General features: G+C 72.8%; 13 protein-coding genes. 5 read left to right on the top strand and 8 right to left on the bottom strand.

Features of this window, described 5'->3' with window-relative positions; translation table 11 throughout:
- Positions 1-23: 23 nt before the first annotated feature.
- The 4 genes from pspAB to OG206_RS13950 form a co-directional block, all read right to left on the bottom strand.
- Entirely contained in the window at positions 24-608 is a 585-nt protein-coding gene (gene pspAB, locus OG206_RS13965; RefSeq protein ID WP_327115860.1) for a PspA-associated protein PspAB, read from the bottom strand.
- 9 nt (positions 609-617) lie between these two features.
- Positions 618-1,529, bottom strand: a complete 912-nt coding sequence (gene htpX / locus OG206_RS13960) for a zinc metalloprotease HtpX (RefSeq protein WP_327115858.1) — start codon at positions 1,527-1,529, stop codon at positions 618-620.
- Positions 1,530-1,621: 92 nt separating this feature from the next.
- Positions 1,622-2,287, bottom strand: coding sequence for a pyridoxine/pyridoxamine 5'-phosphate oxidase (locus OG206_RS13955; RefSeq protein ID WP_327115856.1), 666 nt, complete (start codon positions 2,285-2,287; stop codon positions 1,622-1,624).
- Positions 2,288-2,434: 147 nt separating this feature from the next.
- Positions 2,435-3,082 (bottom strand): TetR family transcriptional regulator, encoded by a 648-nt coding sequence (locus OG206_RS13950; RefSeq protein WP_327115854.1) that lies wholly within the window; start codon positions 3,080-3,082, stop codon positions 2,435-2,437.
- A 427-nt stretch (positions 3,083-3,509) separates the two neighbouring features.
- Here OG206_RS13950 and OG206_RS13945 point away from each other — a divergent pair, with 427 nt between their 5' ends.
- Positions 3,510-4,310 carry a VOC family protein gene (locus OG206_RS13945; protein WP_327115852.1) on the top strand — a complete coding sequence of 267 codons (801 nt, stop codon included), beginning with the start codon at positions 3,510-3,512 and terminating at the stop codon, positions 4,308-4,310.
- 257 nt (positions 4,311-4,567) lie between these two features.
- Positions 4,568-6,937: a serine/threonine-protein kinase gene (locus OG206_RS13940; protein WP_327115850.1), complete on the top strand. Its 2,370-nt coding sequence runs from the start codon at positions 4,568-4,570 to the stop codon at positions 6,935-6,937.
- A 13-nt stretch (positions 6,938-6,950) separates the two neighbouring features.
- Here the strand turns inward: OG206_RS13940 and OG206_RS13935 are convergent, their stop codons facing one another.
- On the bottom strand, positions 6,951-7,640 hold the full coding sequence (locus tag OG206_RS13935) for a hypothetical protein (protein ID WP_327115848.1): 690 nt from the start codon (positions 7,638-7,640) through the stop codon (positions 6,951-6,953).
- A 211-nt stretch (positions 7,641-7,851) separates the two neighbouring features.
- Here OG206_RS13935 and OG206_RS13930 point away from each other — a divergent pair, with 211 nt between their 5' ends.
- A complete protein-coding gene (locus tag OG206_RS13930; RefSeq protein WP_327115846.1) occupies positions 7,852-8,385 on the top strand; it encodes a hypothetical protein in 534 nt (177 codons plus the stop codon).
- A gap of 125 nt (positions 8,386-8,510) precedes the next feature.
- Here the strand turns inward: OG206_RS13930 and OG206_RS13925 are convergent, their stop codons facing one another.
- The 3 genes from OG206_RS13925 to OG206_RS13915 form a co-directional block, all read right to left on the bottom strand.
- Positions 8,511-8,666 carry a hypothetical protein gene (locus OG206_RS13925; RefSeq protein WP_327115844.1) on the bottom strand — a complete coding sequence of 52 codons (156 nt, stop codon included), beginning with the start codon at positions 8,664-8,666 and terminating at the stop codon, positions 8,511-8,513.
- A 265-nt stretch (positions 8,667-8,931) separates the two neighbouring features.
- On the bottom strand, positions 8,932-11,895 hold the full coding sequence (locus OG206_RS13920; RefSeq protein ID WP_327115842.1) for an AfsR/SARP family transcriptional regulator: 2,964 nt from the start codon (positions 11,893-11,895) through the stop codon (positions 8,932-8,934).
- Between the two features lie 339 nt (positions 11,896-12,234).
- The gene (locus tag OG206_RS13915; protein WP_023587141.1) at positions 12,235-12,438 is read right to left on the bottom strand and encodes a cold-shock protein; all 204 of its coding nucleotides are present in this window, start codon (positions 12,436-12,438) and stop codon (positions 12,235-12,237) included.
- Positions 12,439-12,722: 284 nt separating this feature from the next.
- Between OG206_RS13915 and OG206_RS13910 the strand changes: the two genes are divergently transcribed.
- The gene (locus tag OG206_RS13910; protein ID WP_327115838.1) at positions 12,723-13,601 is read left to right on the top strand and encodes a menaquinone biosynthetic enzyme MqnA/MqnD family protein; all 879 of its coding nucleotides are present in this window, start codon (positions 12,723-12,725) and stop codon (positions 13,599-13,601) included.
- Between the two features lie 524 nt (positions 13,602-14,125).
- Positions 14,126-15,814, top strand: coding sequence for a serine/threonine-protein kinase (locus OG206_RS13905; protein WP_327115836.1), 1,689 nt, complete (start codon positions 14,126-14,128; stop codon positions 15,812-15,814).
- Positions 15,815-15,826 lie beyond the last annotated feature (12 nt).

The following is a 15,826-nucleotide window of genomic DNA, read 5'->3' as shown; positions in this document are numbered from 1 at the left end:
ATGTGCCTCCTGTCGCGGCCCGTTCAGAGGCCGGGGGCACCCCAGACGGGGAACCAGCGCGCGAGGTCGGCCTCCACCCGGAGGTCGTCGCCGAGCACGGCCCTCACCTGCAGCTCCAGTTGGCCGTCGCGCTTCTCGCCGCCGTCCGGCGCGGGGGCGAACGGGTAGAAGGTGCCCCGCTTGTAGAGGTAGACCAGTGCGAGCGAGCGCCCCTCCGGATCGCGGAAACCGATCAGCGAGCAGAGCAGTTGCGGCCCGAAACCACCTTCCTGGAGAAGGCTGTTGACCGCGTGCAGGTCGTTCACCAGCGCCGCCGTGTCGTCGGGGGCCCGGCGGGCCCGCAGCCAGGTGTAGCCGTAGGCGTCCCGGCTGAACTCCACCGGGGCCCCGCCGCGCCCGGTGTCCGCGTCCAGCAGGTCCAGAACGTCCTGCCGGACGCGGGCGAACGCGCTGCCCTCCACCCCGGCGAAACACACCGAACCGACTCCGGTGGGCGCGAAACCCGTTCCCGCCCGGAGGGTGAGCGCCGCGGAGGGCACGGCGAAGAGCTGGTCGAGATCGGGGCGCACGGGCTTGCTGCGCCCCAGGATGCTGTCGAGCAGGCCCACGGGAACTCCTCACGGGCGGGACAGGTCGGCGGAGATGCGGGCCAGCTGGTCCAGACGCTGTTCGAGGGTCGGGTGGGAGGAGAGCAGCCGGCTCAGGCTCTCCTTGGCGGCGAAGGCGGGCACGAAGTAGAAGGCGTTGTACGGCTCGGCCTTCCGCAGGTCCTCCGTGGGGATCCGGGCCATCTGGCCACTCACCTTGGTCAGGGCGGAGGCGAGGGCCGAGGGGCGGCCGGTGAGCAGGGCGGCCGTGCGGTCCGCGGAGAGCTCGCGGTAGCGGGACAGCAGCCGCGTCAGCAGGAAGCTCAGGGCGTAGACGACTGCGCTGATCAGCGGGATGAGCATGATGATGATCCCCGCAGGATCGTTTCCCCTGCTGTTGCGGGCGAGTCCGCCCCACAGGGCGACCCGCGTCACGACCCCGGCGAGGACCCCGAGGAACGAGGCGATGGTCATCACGGCCACGTCCCGGTGCGCGACGTGCGACATCTCGTGGGCCAGGACGCCTTCGAGTTCCTCGGGCTCCAGTCTGCGCAGGAGCCCGGTCGTGGCGCAGACGAGGGCCGATCTCTCGCTGCGGCCGGTCGCGAAGGCGTTCGGCACGTCGCTCCGCGCGACCGCGACCCGGGGTTTGGGCATGTCGGCCAGGGCGCAGATCCGGTCGATCGCACCGTGCAGCTCCGGCGCTTCCTGCGGGGTGACCTCCCGGGCGCCCATCCCGTAGGCCGCGATGCGGTCGCTGAACCAGAACTGGGCGACGAAGAGGCCGCCCGCGACGATCAGGACGATCGGCCAGGCGCCCCGCAGGACGGCGAGGAGCACGCCCACGAGCACGACGTACAGCAGCCCGATGAAGAACATCGTGCTCACCATGCGGGTGGTCAGCCCTCGGTCCGGGGCGTAGCGGGAACGGGATCGTGCCATGGGTGCCTCCAGCGGCTCGCCTGCCACCTGCATCCCATAATGCTCCTTTCCCGGACGAACCGGACCGGTGCGGGGGCCCGGGTCCGCACGGCTCACGGCCAGAGAAGCTCGCGGGTCCAGTCCTCGCCCTCCCGGCGGTAGCGCAGCCGCACGTGCCGCCGCCACGCGTCCCCCTGGAAGAACTCCACCTCCTCCGGCTCGACCACGTACAGCGTCCAGGTGCCCGCCTCGGTGTCCGGCTCCGCCCGCGCGCGCTCCCAGGCGGCCTCCGAGGCCCGCACGAGGTCGTCGTGGGAGGGCAGCACCTCGCTCTGTGAGCCGGTCAGCGCGGAGGCCAGCGCGCCGGCCGACCGGGCCCGCAGATCCGCCCGGCTCTCCTCCCTGCCCGCGGCGACGACCGTCCCGCGCACCCGCACCTGGCGGCCCTGGGCGGGCCAGTAGAAGCCGAGGGCGGCGTAGGGGCGGGCGGCGAGCTGGCGCCCTTTCGCGCTGGTGGAGTGCGTGGCGAAGTGCCAGCCCTGTCCGTCCGCGTCGTGCAGCATCAGGGTGCGCACATCGGGGCGGCCCCCGGCGTCCGCCGTGGCCAGGGTCATGGTGTGCGGTTCGGTCTGCCCGGCGGCCACCGCCTCGGCGAACCAGTCGTGGAAGAGGGCGAGGGGGCCGGCGGGCGCGGTGGACGGGTCGAACCGGGGGAGGGGCACGTCCCAGACGCGCTGTGCGCGGAGCAGTTCGCGGAAGGTCTGCTGTGCATCGCTCATGACACCATTCCATCGCCCCCGCACCTGTTCGGGCGCGGAAACGCCGAAGGCGGACCACCCGCGTGGTCCGCCTTCGGCGCGACAGGACAGGGGGAGCCGCGAGGAGGTGCGGTTCCCGGTGTGAGGAGGGGGAGTCCTGCCCGGCGCCTACCTGGCCGGCTTCTTGCCGGTGATACCCAGGTGGACCAACAGGGCGAGGTTGGAACGGAGTTCCGCCTGCTTCACGCCCCAGGTGGTGAAGCCCTTCTGGTGCGAGGCGGCCCCCGCGAGCATGACGACCAGGGAACCCGCGACCGCCGCGGGACTGACGTCCTTGTCCACCCTGCCCTTGCCCTGCAGTTCCTTGACCGCGTCGGCCAGAGAGCCGGTGACCGAGTTGAGGACCTTCATGCGGATCTTGTAGAACCGCTTGTCTCCCTCGGCCGCGCCGAGGTCGACGACCCGCAGGATCGCGTCGTGGCGGCGCCAGAAGTCGAGGAATCCGTCGACGAGTTCTTCGGAGGTCTGCCAGCCGGCCTTGCCGACCCAGGAGCGGCCGCCGACCAGTTCGGTCAGCCCGGCACCTTCCTTGGCCATTTCCTCGGCGATTTCGAGAACGGCGCCCTCGACATCGGGGAAATACTGGTAGAAAGTCGCGGGTGAAGTCCCCGCCTTACGGGCCACGTCGATGACTTTGACGTCCCGGTACGGCGAGGAGCTGAGCATCTCGCTGAGGCAGTCGAGCAGCTTCTGCCGCGTCTCCTGACCTCGCCGACCAGCCACGCGGCCGTCGACGGTGCGCACTTGTCCTGTCATGCCGTCAGCTTACCGAGGGGTGATCCGAGCGCGATCTGGCCGACTGCAAATGGGGAACGGGCCAGTGCGCACGGGGTGAACGGCGTAATTCCGCAAGGCGCCGGAGCGCTTTTCGCGCCGGTGCGACGGGTAATTGAATTGCGCTTCTTTTCGCGCCGGAGGGCGCTCCGGTGCGATGTTGTTATCAACAGGCTGTGGATAACTTCGGTGGACAACGCGTGTCCACCCGCCGGGGAGAAGCTTCACGAGTCGGACAAAGATTCCATTCGGCCTGCTCGGGGCGCGCCGCGCAGCACGCGACGTTACGTTGAGTGTGACGGGGATCACCGCTGCCCGCGTGAGGTGCGCCGGGACCCCCGGCCGTCCCCACCCCGACCGGGACACCTGCGACTCCTCAGCGACATTCTGCGACGGAAGGATCCGGGCCATGGCCGTATTCGCGTCGGTGCCGTGCTGGGTGGACGTACAGCTCTCCGACCTCGAGGCGGGCAAGCGCTTCTACGGCGGGCTCTTCGGATGGACCTTCCGCGCGGGGGACGGAATGCCCTTCGCCGACGCGTACAGCGAGGGAAGGCTCGTCGCCGCCCTGGCGGCCAAGAAGGACGGCCGCATGCCGACGACCTGGGGCGTCTACTTCTCCACGGACGACATCCTCGCCACCGTCGCCGCCGTCAGGGACGCGGGCGGCCGCATCATCACCGACCCGGTGCGCGCGGGCCGGGCCGGTGTCCTGGCCCAGGCCGCGGACCCGGGAGGGGCGGTGTTCGGCCTCTGGCAGGCGGGCGACCGCGCCGGCTTCGAGCGGCAGAACGAGCCGGGGGCCTTCTGCTGGACCGAGGTGTACACCCGGCAGCCGGAGCGCGTGGACGCCTTCTACGAGGAGGTCCTGGGCTTCCAGGGCACCGACATCGAACTCCCGGGGCCCTCCGGCGGCGCGGGAGGGGCGGAGAAGTACCGGATGTGGTCCCCCGCCGGGACCGAACCGGGCGACGACACCGCGATCGGCGGGCGCGCCGTCATCACGGACGCGTTCCCCGAGATGCTGCCCAGCTATTTCCTCAGCTACTTCGCCGTCAAGGACTGCGTCCGCACCGCCGAGACCGCAGTGCGCCTCGGTGGCCGGATCACGGCCCCGCCCATGGACATCCCGTACGGGCGGATGGCCGTGCTGCAGGACGACCAGGGCGCCGCGTTCGCCGTGCTGCAGCCGGCCGAGTTGCTGCCCTGAGCCGTGAAGTGACGTGACATGACGTGCGGGCGGCACGGCCCGGCGGTGCGTCATGTCCCGGGGCCCCGCCCGGTGCTGTCCTGAAAGGTGTGGAGTGCCACAGGACACCCCGATCCGCCCCCGGGTTCGCAACCGGGCCCCGAGCCAGGAACAATCAGGGTGCGCACCGCCATGTGGTGTCCAGTGGTGAGACGCTGCAAGGGGCGTGTTTTCGCGGGCTTCTGTTCCTGAGGCCCGTACGGGGAGGTGGCAGGCAAGTGGAACAGCTGACGCAGCATGACCCGCGGCGGATCGGCCCGTTCGAGGTGCTGGGACGGCTCGGAGCCGGGGGCATGGGGCTGGTCTATCTCGCGCGGTCGGCGTCGGGCCGACGGGTCGCGATCAAGACCGTGCGTACGGAATTGGCCGAGGACCAGCTGTTCCGGGTCCGTTTCACGCGCGAGGTGGAGGCCGCCCGCGCGGTCAGCGGCTTCTACACCGCCGCCGTGGTCGACGCCGACCCGAGGGCCGCCGTGCCCTGGCTGGCGACCGCCTACGTCCCCGCCCCCTCCCTCGAGGAGATAGTGAGTGAGTGCGGGCCGATGCCGACGCAGGCCGTGCGCTGGCTGGCCGCGGGCATCGCGGAGGCCCTGCAGTCGATCCACGGGGCCGGGCTGGTGCACCGCGACCTGAAGCCGTCCAACGTGCTCGTGGTCGAGGACGGGCCCCGGGTCATCGACTTCGGCATCGCGTCCGGCGTCTCCAACACCCGGCTGACCATGACGAACGTGGCGGTGGGCACCCCCGCCTACATGTCTCCCGAGCAGGCCCGCGACTCGCGCAGCGTGACGGGCGCGAGCGACATCTTCTCGCTGGGCTCCACCCTCGTCTTCGCGGCGACGGGGCACGCGCCCTTCCACGGGGCGAATCCGGTCGAGACCGTGTTCATGCTGCTGCGGGAGGGCCCCGACACCCACGGGCTGCCCGACGACCTGCGTCCGCTCATCGAGTCCTGCATGCAGATGGACGCGACCCGGCGGCCCAGCCCGGCCGATCTGCAGGCCCAGCTGGCCCCGCACCTCTTCGGATCAGGCAGTGACGACAGCGGGACCGCCTCGGCCTGGCTGCCGACCGTGGCGACCGCGATGATCGAACGCCGCCGCGGCGGTGGCCGCACCGTCGCCGCCCCGCCCGCGCCGGTCGTCGTGCCGCCGCCCCCGCGGCAGCCGCCGGCCGGGGCCGACCGCGGGACGGCGTGGGGCAGCGCGGGGGAACCACGGACCGCGCCCGCCCCGGCACCGGCGCCCGACGGCGGTCCCGTGCGGCTGACCGGCGCGCAGGTGCCGATCGGGCCCGGCCCGCGCCCCGTGGACGTACGCGGGCCCGCCGCCGCGCACGCCGACCCGGCCACCGGCTGGGTGCGTCCGCCCGGCGGGCAGACGGCGACACCGCCCACGGCGCCGGTGGTCCCCGCCCCCGCGCCCGCCCAGGACGCGGCGGCCACCGCACCGGAACGCTGGCGGCCGTGGCGCTTCCGCATGTCGAACGACGTGTGGGGCACGCCCGTCGTCGTGGGTGACCTGCTGTACGTGACGTCCTTCGAGGTCCACGCCCTGGACGTGGGCAACGGGCGGCGTCAGTTCAAGACCCGGGACGTGGCCTGGTCGATGGCGGTCGACGGCGGCCGGATCCACGCCTCGGACGGCCCGTCGCTGTACGCGCTGGACGCGGCGACCGGCGCCGAGCGCTGGCGGCTGCGGACGGACGCCTGGGTGTACTCCCTCAAGGCCGACCGTGGCACCGTCCTGACCGCCACGCGTGGGGGCGGCGTGCAGGCGTGGGAGGCCTCCAGCGGCGAGAAGCTGTGGGAGACCAGGGGCGCCCAGACGGACTTCGAGACGCCGGAGGCGGGGCCCGTCATCCACGACGGCACCGTGTTCCTGTGGCAGGAGGCGCGGCTGCGGGCCGTGGACGCGCGCACCGGCGCGGAGCGCTGGTCGTACCCCGTGGGCGACGCCGCGTCCTGCGGCGGGGTGCCGGTCCGGGTGACTCCGGCGCCGGACGGTTTCGTGTACATCGCGGCGGGCACCCGGGTGCTGGCCGTGGACAGCGCCTCGGGGCGCGTGCGCTGGCACTTCGAATCGCCGGCCGTCTTCCTGTCCCCGCCCGCCTTCGCGCCCGGCCCGGCGGTCACCGGCGGCGGGGTGTACCTCGCCGACTACCTCGGCACCGTGTACGCCCTGGACGCCTCGACCGGCAAGGACCGGTGGCGGATCGCGACGGAGGCCCGCCAGTCCGTCGAGCCCGTCCTGGTCGGTGCAGGAAACGTCCACGTCGGCAGCGGCAGCGCGCTGTACACGCTGGACGCGGTCACGGGCACGCCCAAGTGGCGCTTCGCCGCGGGCGGCGAGGTCGTCGGCTCCCCGGTCGTGGCCGACGGCCGCGTCCACTTCGGTTCGGCGGACCACGTGCTGTACACCCTGGACGCGGCCGGCGGCCAGCTCCGCTGGAAGCTGGCCACGGGCGGCGAGATCACCGGTTCCCCGGTGGCGCAGGCGGGGGTCGTGTACGCGTGCAGCAAGGACCGCTGCGTGTACGCCCTGGACGCGCTGAAGGGCACGGGGACGGGCAACCGCGCCCACGCCTGACGGCCGCCGGCGGTCAGGGGTGCGGCGGGCGGTACCGGTCGCGCTCCCCGCCGTCGTCCCGTCCGGGATACGTGTCCCCGTCAGGGACGTCCTGGACCGGGTACGCGGCGGTGTCCTCGTCGGCCGGTGACGCCCGGTGGCGGCCCGGCCCCGTGTACGGATCCGCCTCCGGTTCCGGCCCCGGTGACGTCATGGCGGCCGGACCGGGCTCCTGCGTGGGAGGCCAGGTGTCCGGTCGGTCGTCCGGCGGTACGGGATACGGCTCGACGGCGTTCCGCCGGCGGGGCTCCCGGTGACGGACCGGCATCAGCACCGCACCCAGCAGGAGCAGCACACCGCCCGCCAGCGCCTGGGCCACGCCCCACCGGAGCGCGGAGCCCTCGCCGCCGACCGTCAGGCTTCCCGCCGCCTGTCCCTGGCGCACCATCCACAGGGCGGTGAAGCCGAGCACGATCAGGCCCGCGAGGGCCACCGCCCAGCGCGAACGCAGGACGACCCCGACGAGGGTCACCAGGGCGGCGAAGAGGAACGGCAGGAGGATCGAGGCGATCACGGACGACGAGACGCCGGTGATGCCGCCGAACAGGTCCTGGACCCGGTAGTCCCGGCCCAGGCGCTCGCCGTACCAGGCGTGGAAGGGGCTCTGAACCGCCGCGGCGGCGCCGACGAGGGCGACGACGGAGCCGAGGGCATTGCGGACCATCGTCAGCCTCCCGGGCCTTGGCGCACGGCTGTGCGCTCCGCTCCCCGGACCGACGCTACGCCCGGCCGATCTTCCCTGCCATCGGAGACCATGACGAGACCGTGACAGGGTCATGACCGGACTGCGGGCGAGTGACCGGAATGCTGTGCGTTACGGTGTCGCGTTCGTGCGACGGCCGGAGAGGCCGACAACAGCAAGGGGGGCTGGATCGATGATGCGGCGACGGATCAGGTTCGCGGCGGTACTGGTCGTGGTGGTGCTCGCGCTCACCGGATTCTCCACGTCCAGCCACGGCGGCAGGAGCGGCAAGAGCCGAAGCGACGGCTCCGGAGGTGGCGGATGCTCCAACTCAAGGAAGAGCAACGGCAGTTACCACGACTACGACGACGACTACGACGACACCTCGTCGAGCTCGTCCGGCGGCTCCACCTACGAGTCCGCCACCCCGCAGGCCACCGCCTCCGAGGACCCCGCGCTGCGCGTGATCCGCTGCGCCGGGCCCAGGAAGGGCAAGCGCGCGGGATCGAAGTCCTCGTCGGTCGAGATCCGCTCGACCGCCACGAGTGAGCACCTGTACGACGTGGTCGTGACGTTCGTCGACGCCAAGGGCCTGACGGTCGACACGGGCAGGACCGAGGCCGAGGTCAAGGCCGGCGAGTCCAGGATCCTCACGGTCCCCATGGACAGCCCGCGTCTGGTCTCCCGCGTGAAGCGCTGCCTTGTCACGGCGGAGCTGCGCTACTGACCGTGCCGTGGGACAGGCAAGGGCCCGAGCCGTCCGGCTCGGGCCCTGCTCGTGTGCGCGCACGCGCCACGGCCGCGACGGCTCCCCCTCCGCGCCGCCGCGGCCGCTCCCCGTGCGGTTGAGGTCTAGTTGGCCGGCTCCGACGTCGCGTGCATGTCGTCCGTGGTGGCCTCGTCACCGGTCGCGTGCATGTCCTTCGTCGTGATCGTGCCGGCGTCGCCGCCCGTGGCGTGCATGTCCTGCGGCTTGATCTCAGGGTTCTTCTTCACTGCGTCCGCCATGCTGATCCGCTCCCGTTGTGTCGAGTGGCTGAGGCCCGCCCGGCTGTTCCCCCGTGGACTGCCGGGCGGGCGTACCAGGGCCGTTCACGATAGTGCGACGGCCTCGACATCAGCCCGTCTGCCCCCCGATGCGCGGGTTGACGTGGTCGAGACTGCCGGACCGCGATAAACGAATGATGAACGGCGCCGCCCGGACTGCCTCCGGACGCCGTGCGGCCGCGGGCCCGGAGACCCTCCGTGCCCGGAGAGCCGGCCCGCCCGGCCCTCAGACCGTCACGGAGTCGCCGGAGGAGAGCAGGGCCCGCACGTCGTCGGCCTCGTGCGACCCCAGCTCGTCGTAGAGGGTGAGCGCCTCGTGCCAGCAGGCCTCCGCCCGCCCGATCTGACCGATGCCCGCGAGGGCGCGGCCGAGCACCGTGAGGACATTGCCCCGCCGCCACGCACCACCGATGCCCCGCAGGGCGGTCAGGGCCTGCTCCGCCTTGGTCGCCGCGTCCGCCGCCGCTCCGGCCGCCAGGTCCACCTCGGCCAGACGGAAGAGGGTCATCCCCTCCCACAGGCGCTGGCGGCTGTCACGGAAGACGCCGAGTGCCTCCAGGAGACTGTCCGCGGCCTCGGCGAACTGGCCGCTCTGCGTGTGGGCCATGCCCAGCGCGTAACGGCCGTTGGCACTCCGCAGGGCGTGCCCCATCCCGTCGTAGATCGCCGTGCCCTCCTGGGCGAGGGACACCGCGCTCGTGATCCGGCCCGTCGCCAGGTGGATGCGCGACAGGTTGCAGAGCGCGCTCGCCTCGCCGGGCCGGTCGTCGATGCGCCGGAAGCTGGCGATGGCCTGGGTGAGATGCTTCTCCCCGTCCTCGTGGCGGCTCTGGTAGAGCGCCATGATGCCGCGCGCGTTCGCGGCCCAGCAGCCCGGCAGCGGGTCCGTGTCGGCGTCGACGAGCCGCATCACCTGCTGGGCCTCCTCCTCCGCCTGGTCGAACCTGCCCGAGGTGTGGTGCACGTCGGCGAGCGTCATCAGCGCCCTGACCTCGGTACGCCGGTCGCCGCCCGCCCGCGCGGCGTTCAGCACCGAGATCGCGACCTTCTCGTACTGCTTCGCGTCGGCGCCGGACTCCCCGAGGTCGAGCGACGCCCACAGCAGGTCCACGGCCCTGCGCAGCGTGCCGGGACCGTACGACTGCTGTACGCAGGAGAGCAGGGGGCCCGCCTCGGCGTACAGCCAGTCCAGTGCCGTGTGCCGGTCGCGGAACGACAGACCGGGGTGCTCGGTCGGCTCCACGTGGTCCACGAGACGGTCACCGGGCCTCTCCAGCGCGTAGACGCCCGCGGCCGTCGCCAGGTAGAAGTCCAGGAGCCGCGAGAGCGCCAGGTCCCTCTCCACCGGCGGGTGCTCGTCCCGTTCCGCGCATGCACGCGCGTAGAGGCGCACCAGGTCGTGGTAGCGGTAGCGGCCCGGGGCCGCGGATTCCAGGAGGCTGGTGTCGACCAGCGACTCCAGGAGGTCCTCCGCCGTCCGGGTCCCCAGGTTCAGGAGTGCGGCCGCCGCCGCGAGGGAGATGTCGGGCCCGTCCGCCAGGCCCAGCAGCCGGAAGGCGCGCGCTTGGGCCGGCTCCAGCTGGCCGTACCCCAGCTCGAAGGTGGCCTTCACCGCGAGGTCGCCCGCCTGGAGTTCGTCCAGCCGCCGGCGCTCGTCGGCGAGCTTCGCCGCGAGGACCGAGACCGTCCAGGTGCGGCGCGAGGCGAGCCGCGAGGCCGCGATGCGGATGGCCAGCGGCAGGAAGCCGCAGGCGGCCACCACGTCCAGGGCGGCCTCGCGCTCGGAGTGGACGCGCTCCTCGCCGACGATGCGGGTGAAGAGCTGCAGGGCCTCCTCCGGGGACATCACGTCCAGGTCCACCAGGTGTGCGCCGGCCAGGTCGATCATGCGGACCCGGCTGGTGACCAGCGCGGCGCAGCCCTCGGTGCCGGGGAGCAGGGGCCGGATCTGCGCCGCGTCGTGGGCGTTGTCCAGCAGGACCAGGACGCGCCGCCCGTCGAGGGTGGAGCGGTAGAGGGCCGCCCGTTCGTCCAGGGAGTCCGGGATGGCGGAGTCGGCGGTGCCGAGGGCCCGGAGGAAGGAGCCGAGCACCGTCTCGGGCTCGGCGGCGCGCGCCCCCGCCCCCTGCAGGTCGACATAGAGCTGGCCGTCGGGGAAGTGCCTGCGGGCCTGGTGCGCGACGTGCACGGCGAGCGTCGTCTTGCCGACCCCGCCGATGCCGGCCAGGGCGGAGACCGCCATGACCGACCCCTCGGCGGTCGCGAGCCGGCCTCCCAGCTCGCGTACGAAGGAGGAGCGGCCGGTGAAGTCCGGGACGGTGGCGGGCAGCTGGGCGGGGCGCAGCGGTGCGGGCGCCGGGGCGGCCGTCTCCTCGGCCGCGAGGGCCAGATCCTCGTCGGCCCTCAGGATCCGCTGCTGGAGCGCGGCCAGTTCGGGGCGCGGGTCGACGCCCAGCTCCTCGGCGAGCAGCCTGCGGGTGTCGGCGTACACCGCCAGGGCCTCGGCCTGCCGGCCGCTGCGGTACAGGGCGACCATCAGCAGCTCGCGCAGCCGCTCGCGCAGGGGGTGGGCCGCGGTGAGCGCGGTCAGTTCGGAGACGGCCTCGGCGTGGGCGCCCACCTCGAGGTCGAGGTCGAGCCGGGTCTCGACGAGCTGGAGGCGCCACTCCTCCAGCCCGGCGCGCCGGTTGTCCGCGTAGGGGCCCGGGAGGGAGGCGAGTGCCTCGCCGTCCCAGAGGCCCAGCAGCTTGTTGATGAGCGTGCGGGCCCGGGACCGGTCACCGCCGCTCCGGGCCTTCTCCGCCTCGGACGCCAGGTCCTGAGCGAGTGTCAGGTCCAGGGCCTCGCGCGGGACCCGGACCGCGTACCCCCCGGCCTCGCTGACCAGGGTGTCCTGGCCCAGGGTCTTGCGGAGCCGGGACGCGTAGGTCCGTACGGTCGCCAGGGCCCTGGGCGGGGGATCGTCGCCCCAGAGGGCGTCGATGAGTTCGGCCGCCGTCGCGGTGCGGCCGTCGCGCAGGAGGAGGGCGGCCAGCAGGGCCCGTTGCTGCGGTGACCCGGACGGCAGGGACTCGCCGTCCCGCCAGGCGCGTACGGGGCCGAGCACGGTGAAGCGCAGTCCGGCGCCGGCCGCGCGTTCCCGCGGAGCGCGCGGCTCCGGCACGCGCACTCCGGGCCCGTCGCCGTCCATGATGCCCCCCCTGTCCTGCTTGCCCCGCCGGTGCTGCCGTCCCCGTCTGTTCCGTACCGCTGGTACCGCGCTCAACAGTCTGCCTTGTCGCGGGCGGGCCCGTCAGTATCGGGCGGCGCTCTGCACAGGGCCTCGACAACGATTGCGGGACGGCGCCTCCTTCGGGAAGCGGGCACTGTGTCCGGCGGGGTGCCGGAGACGGGCGGGACCCGCCCGGCAGCCGTCCGGGGAGCCGCGGGGGCCGGCCCGGAAGGGCAGGAGCCCCGCTCCTCCGCCGGGGCGGGGGAGCGGGGCTCCTTGGGTACTGCTCACTCGGCCGCGATCGGCCGACCCGGGCAACTAGGCCGGGGTGACGTTCTCAGCCTGCGGACCCTTGGGTCCCTGAGTGACGTCGAAGTTCACGGCCTGGTTCTCCTCGAGGGAGCGGAACCCGGACGCGTTGATCGCGGAGTAGTGGACGAAGACATCCGGGCCGCCGCCGTCCTGGGCGATGAAGCCGAAGCCCTTTTCAGCGTTGAACCACTTGACGGTTCCGGTAGCCATAAGCCCTCCTTGGGCCAAAGGGTTGCCCTGCTCCAGAACCTGCATACAAGTCTGAAAACTACAAAAGCCTGCGGGTTACATGCTCCGCAGGCTCTGTACTGCAAGGGAAACCAAACTGCAACTTGCGGGCGAGCCTAGCACGCAGTCTGCGGGGAGCGGTAGAGGGAAAGATCACTTCACCCGGATGTCTGATCGGCCCGTCGGAGGGGTGACGGACAAGGCTCCGGAGGGTGTCCGGCCGCCCCGATGACACCCGTCGCCGGGCACGGGTCTAGCCTCGCGATGTGGACAATTCAACCGTCTCTCCCGTAGAAGGCGACGACCGTCGCAGCAGGCCGCGCGTCGGCCACATCCAGTTCCTGAACTGCCTCCCCCTCTACTGGGGCCTGGCACGGACCGGGACCCTGCTCGATCTCGAGCTCTCGAAGGACACCCCGGAGAGACTCAGTGAGCAGCTGGTGCGAGGGGACCTCGACATCGGTCCCGTCACCCTGGTCGAGTTCCTGCGCAACGCCGACGACCTGGTCGCACTGCCCGACATCGCGGTCGGCTGCGACGGCCCGGTCATGTCGTGCGTGATCGTCTCGCAGCTGCCGCTGGACCGGCTCGACGGCGCCAGGGTGGCCCTCGGCTCGACCTCCCGTACGTCCGTGCGGCTGGCCCAACTGCTGCTCGCCGAGCGTTACGGCGTCACCCCGGACTACTTCACCTGCCCCCCGGACCTCGGTGTGATGATGCAGGAGGCCGACGCCGCCGTCCTGATCGGCGACGCGGCCCTCCGCGCCAACCTCCACGACGCCCCACGGCTCGGGCTGCAGGTCCACGACCTGGGCGAGATGTGGAAGGAGTGGACGGGGCTTCCGTTCGTCTTCGCCGTCTGGGCCGCCCGCAAGGACTACCTGGCCTCGCACCCCGACTACGTGGAGAAGGTGCACGAGGCGTTCCTGGCCTCCCGTGACCTGTCCCTGGAGGAGGTCACCAAGGTGGCCGAGCAGGCCGCGCGCTGGGAGTCCTTCGACGCCGAGGTGCTGGAGCGCTACTTCACCACCCTGGACTTCCGCTTCGGCCCGGACCAGCTGGCGGGCGTGCGCGAGTTCGCGCGGCGCACCGGTCCGACGACCGGCTTCCCGGCGGACGTGAAGGTCGAGCTGCTCGGCCGCTGACACGGGACCGGCGGCACCGCGCCGGCGGGAACCCCGGGCGGCCGGGAATCGGGGCAGCGGGGATTCCGGGCGGCCGGGAACGGCACGCGGGAATGGTGCGGGAGAAGAAGGTGAATCCCGTACTTTCCCGCGCCTTCCCCCGGTCGCCCCGCTTTCCTCTCCGGGCGCGGTTCCTCCGGGCCCGCGGAGGAGTTCCGCCTGCCGCCGCACGGAACTCCGTCCGCAGCGCCGTAAGCCGTCGGCATTTCCGTCCCCCGGGAAAGGGGGTGAATGCGCGGAGTCGTGTCTCGGGACCCCTTCCAGGAGGCCGTGCGGCGAATTGCGGATGGCCCCGCGAATGCCTTCCGGTATCCCCCGGCGAACCTCGAAGGGCGTGGACGGACGGCGTATTCGCGCCTTTCGCTGTGGCGAAATCCCTGCTTCGTGCCCATAGGGGCGAAATCGTCGTACGCGGTATCGGTGACCGTGCGACCCCGGCCCCCTAGGCTGCCGTCCGAGTCCCGGGGCCCACAGGGGGAGACCGTATGCAGCCGCTGGAAGCCGGCGAACCGCACACCATCGGTGCCTATCGGCTGCTAGGCAGGCTCGGCGCCGGCGGGATGGGGCGCGTCTATCTGGGGCGCAGCGCGGGGGGCCGCACCGTCGCGGTCAAGGTCGTCCACCCCCACTTCGCCCTCGACGAGCAGTTCCGCGCCAGGTTCCGGCGCGAGGTGGAGGCCGCCAGGCGCCTCGGTGCCCGGTGGACCGCGCCGGTGCTGGACGCGGACCCGGACGCGGCCGTGCCCTGGGTGGCGACCGGTTACGTGGCCGGACCACCGCTCTCGGACGCGGTCACCCGCTACGGCCCGCTGCCCGAGCGCGCGGTGCGCGCCCTGGGCGCCGGGCTCGGCGAAGCGCTCGACGCGGTGCACGGCCACGGCCTCATCCACCGGGACGTGAAGCCGTCCAACGTCCTGCTCGCTCTCGACGGGCCGAGGCTGATCGACTTCGGGATCGCCCGCGCGCTGGGCGCCACCGTCTCCCTCACGTCCACCGGGGTCTCCGTCGGCTCACCCGGCTACATGGCACCGGAACAGATCCGGGGACTGGACATCTCCGGTGCGGCCGACGTCTTCTCGCTCGGCGCCGTCCTCGCCTACGCGGCGACGGGCAACGCCCCCTTCCCCGGGGACTCGTCCGCCGTACTCCTCTACAAGGTGGTGCACGAGGAGCCCGAACTCGGCGACCTGGAGGGCGAACTGCGCGAGGTGGTCGCCGGGTGTCTCGCGAAGGACCCCGCCGACCGGCCCGCCCCCGCCGAACTCGCCCGCAGGCTCGCCCCCGGCGGAGCCGCCGCGCTGGTCGCGCCGGGCTGGCTGCCCGATCCGCTGGTGCGCGAGGTCAGCCGGTCCGCGGTGGCCCTGCTGGACCTGGAACCCCAGGACGAGCCGGTGCGGTCGGGCCCCGTGCCCTTCAGCAACGCGTCGCTGGGGAGCGCCGCGCCCGGCGTGTTCGGTCCTCCGCTGCCGCCACCCCCGCCGGACGGACCCCCGGCCCGTCCGGACACGAAGGGCGCAGGTGGGTCCGGTGCCCGCGTCGCCTTCGCCATGGACGCCGCTCCGCAGTCCGGCCGCCGCGCGGGACGTCGGGTCAGCTGCACCGTCGCGCTCGCCGTCGCGGGCGCCCTCGCGGTCGTGACCGTCGGCGCGGCGACGCTCGGCGACCTGTTCACCGGCAGCGGCGGCGACAAGGACCGCAGCAACGACGGTGCCGCGCACACCCCGTCGAGATCCTCGTCGCAGAGGCCGCCGGACGCCGCGCAGGAGACCCCGGGGGGCACCCCGTCGGCCTCCGCCCCGGTGAGCGCGCTCCCCAAGACGTTCGCCGGCACCTGGGAGGGACCCACGACCGAACGCAACGGGTCCCCGCACGGCACGCTCACGGCCGTCTTCAGCGAAGGGAGGAAGGGGGAGGACGTGGTCCGGCTGTCCTACGAACTCGACCTGCTCGGGAGCAGCATCGTCTGCAAGGGCATCGGCACCCTGGTCTCCGGCACGGCCACCCAGCTCAGAATCCGGGAGCGCCCCGACCCCGGCTCCGCCACCGGCTCCCTGTGCACCGGCGGTGAGGCCGACCTGGACTTCACCCTCACCTCGGCCGACGCCCTGGGCTACGTCTCCCACGAGAAGGCGGCGGGTACACCGAAGGGCACGCTCACCAGGTCCCGCGGCTGACCCGGGCAACGG

Source organism: Streptomyces sp. NBC_01341 (assembly GCF_035946055.1).
Classification (GTDB): domain Bacteria; phylum Actinomycetota; class Actinomycetes; order Streptomycetales; family Streptomycetaceae; genus Streptomyces.
This window is presented reverse-complemented; position numbering and strand designations above follow the sequence as displayed.

What these genes read in the sequence shown, in the direction of transcription:
- OG206_RS13930 (WP_327115846.1), top strand. Translation starts at nt 7,852, where the DNA reads ATGATGCGGCGACGGATCAGGTTCGCGGCGGTACTGGTCGTGGTGGTG.
- OG206_RS13935 (WP_327115848.1), bottom strand. Translation starts at nt 7,640, where the DNA reads ATGGTCCGCAATGCCCTCGGCTCCGTCGTCGCCCTCGTCGGCGCCGCC.
- OG206_RS13915 (WP_023587141.1), bottom strand. Translation starts at nt 12,438, where the DNA reads ATGGCTACCGGAACCGTCAAGTGGTTCAACGCTGAAAAGGGCTTCGGC.
- OG206_RS13950 (WP_327115854.1), bottom strand. Translation starts at nt 3,082, where the DNA reads ATGACAGGACAAGTGCGCACCGTCGACGGCCGCGTGGCTGGTCGGCGA.
- OG206_RS13955 (WP_327115856.1), bottom strand. Translation starts at nt 2,287, where the DNA reads ATGAGCGATGCACAGCAGACCTTCCGCGAACTGCTCCGCGCACAGCGC.
- OG206_RS13945 (WP_327115852.1), top strand. Translation starts at nt 3,510, where the DNA reads ATGGCCGTATTCGCGTCGGTGCCGTGCTGGGTGGACGTACAGCTCTCC.
- OG206_RS13925 (WP_327115844.1), bottom strand. Translation starts at nt 8,666, where the DNA reads ATGGCGGACGCAGTGAAGAAGAACCCTGAGATCAAGCCGCAGGACATG.
- OG206_RS13905 (WP_327115836.1), top strand. Translation starts at nt 14,126, where the DNA reads ATGCAGCCGCTGGAAGCCGGCGAACCGCACACCATCGGTGCCTATCGG.
- OG206_RS13920 (WP_327115842.1), bottom strand. Translation starts at nt 11,895, where the DNA reads ATGGACGGCGACGGGCCCGGAGTGCGCGTGCCGGAGCCGCGCGCTCCG.
- htpX (WP_327115858.1), bottom strand. Translation starts at nt 1,529, where the DNA reads ATGGCACGATCCCGTTCCCGCTACGCCCCGGACCGAGGGCTGACCACC.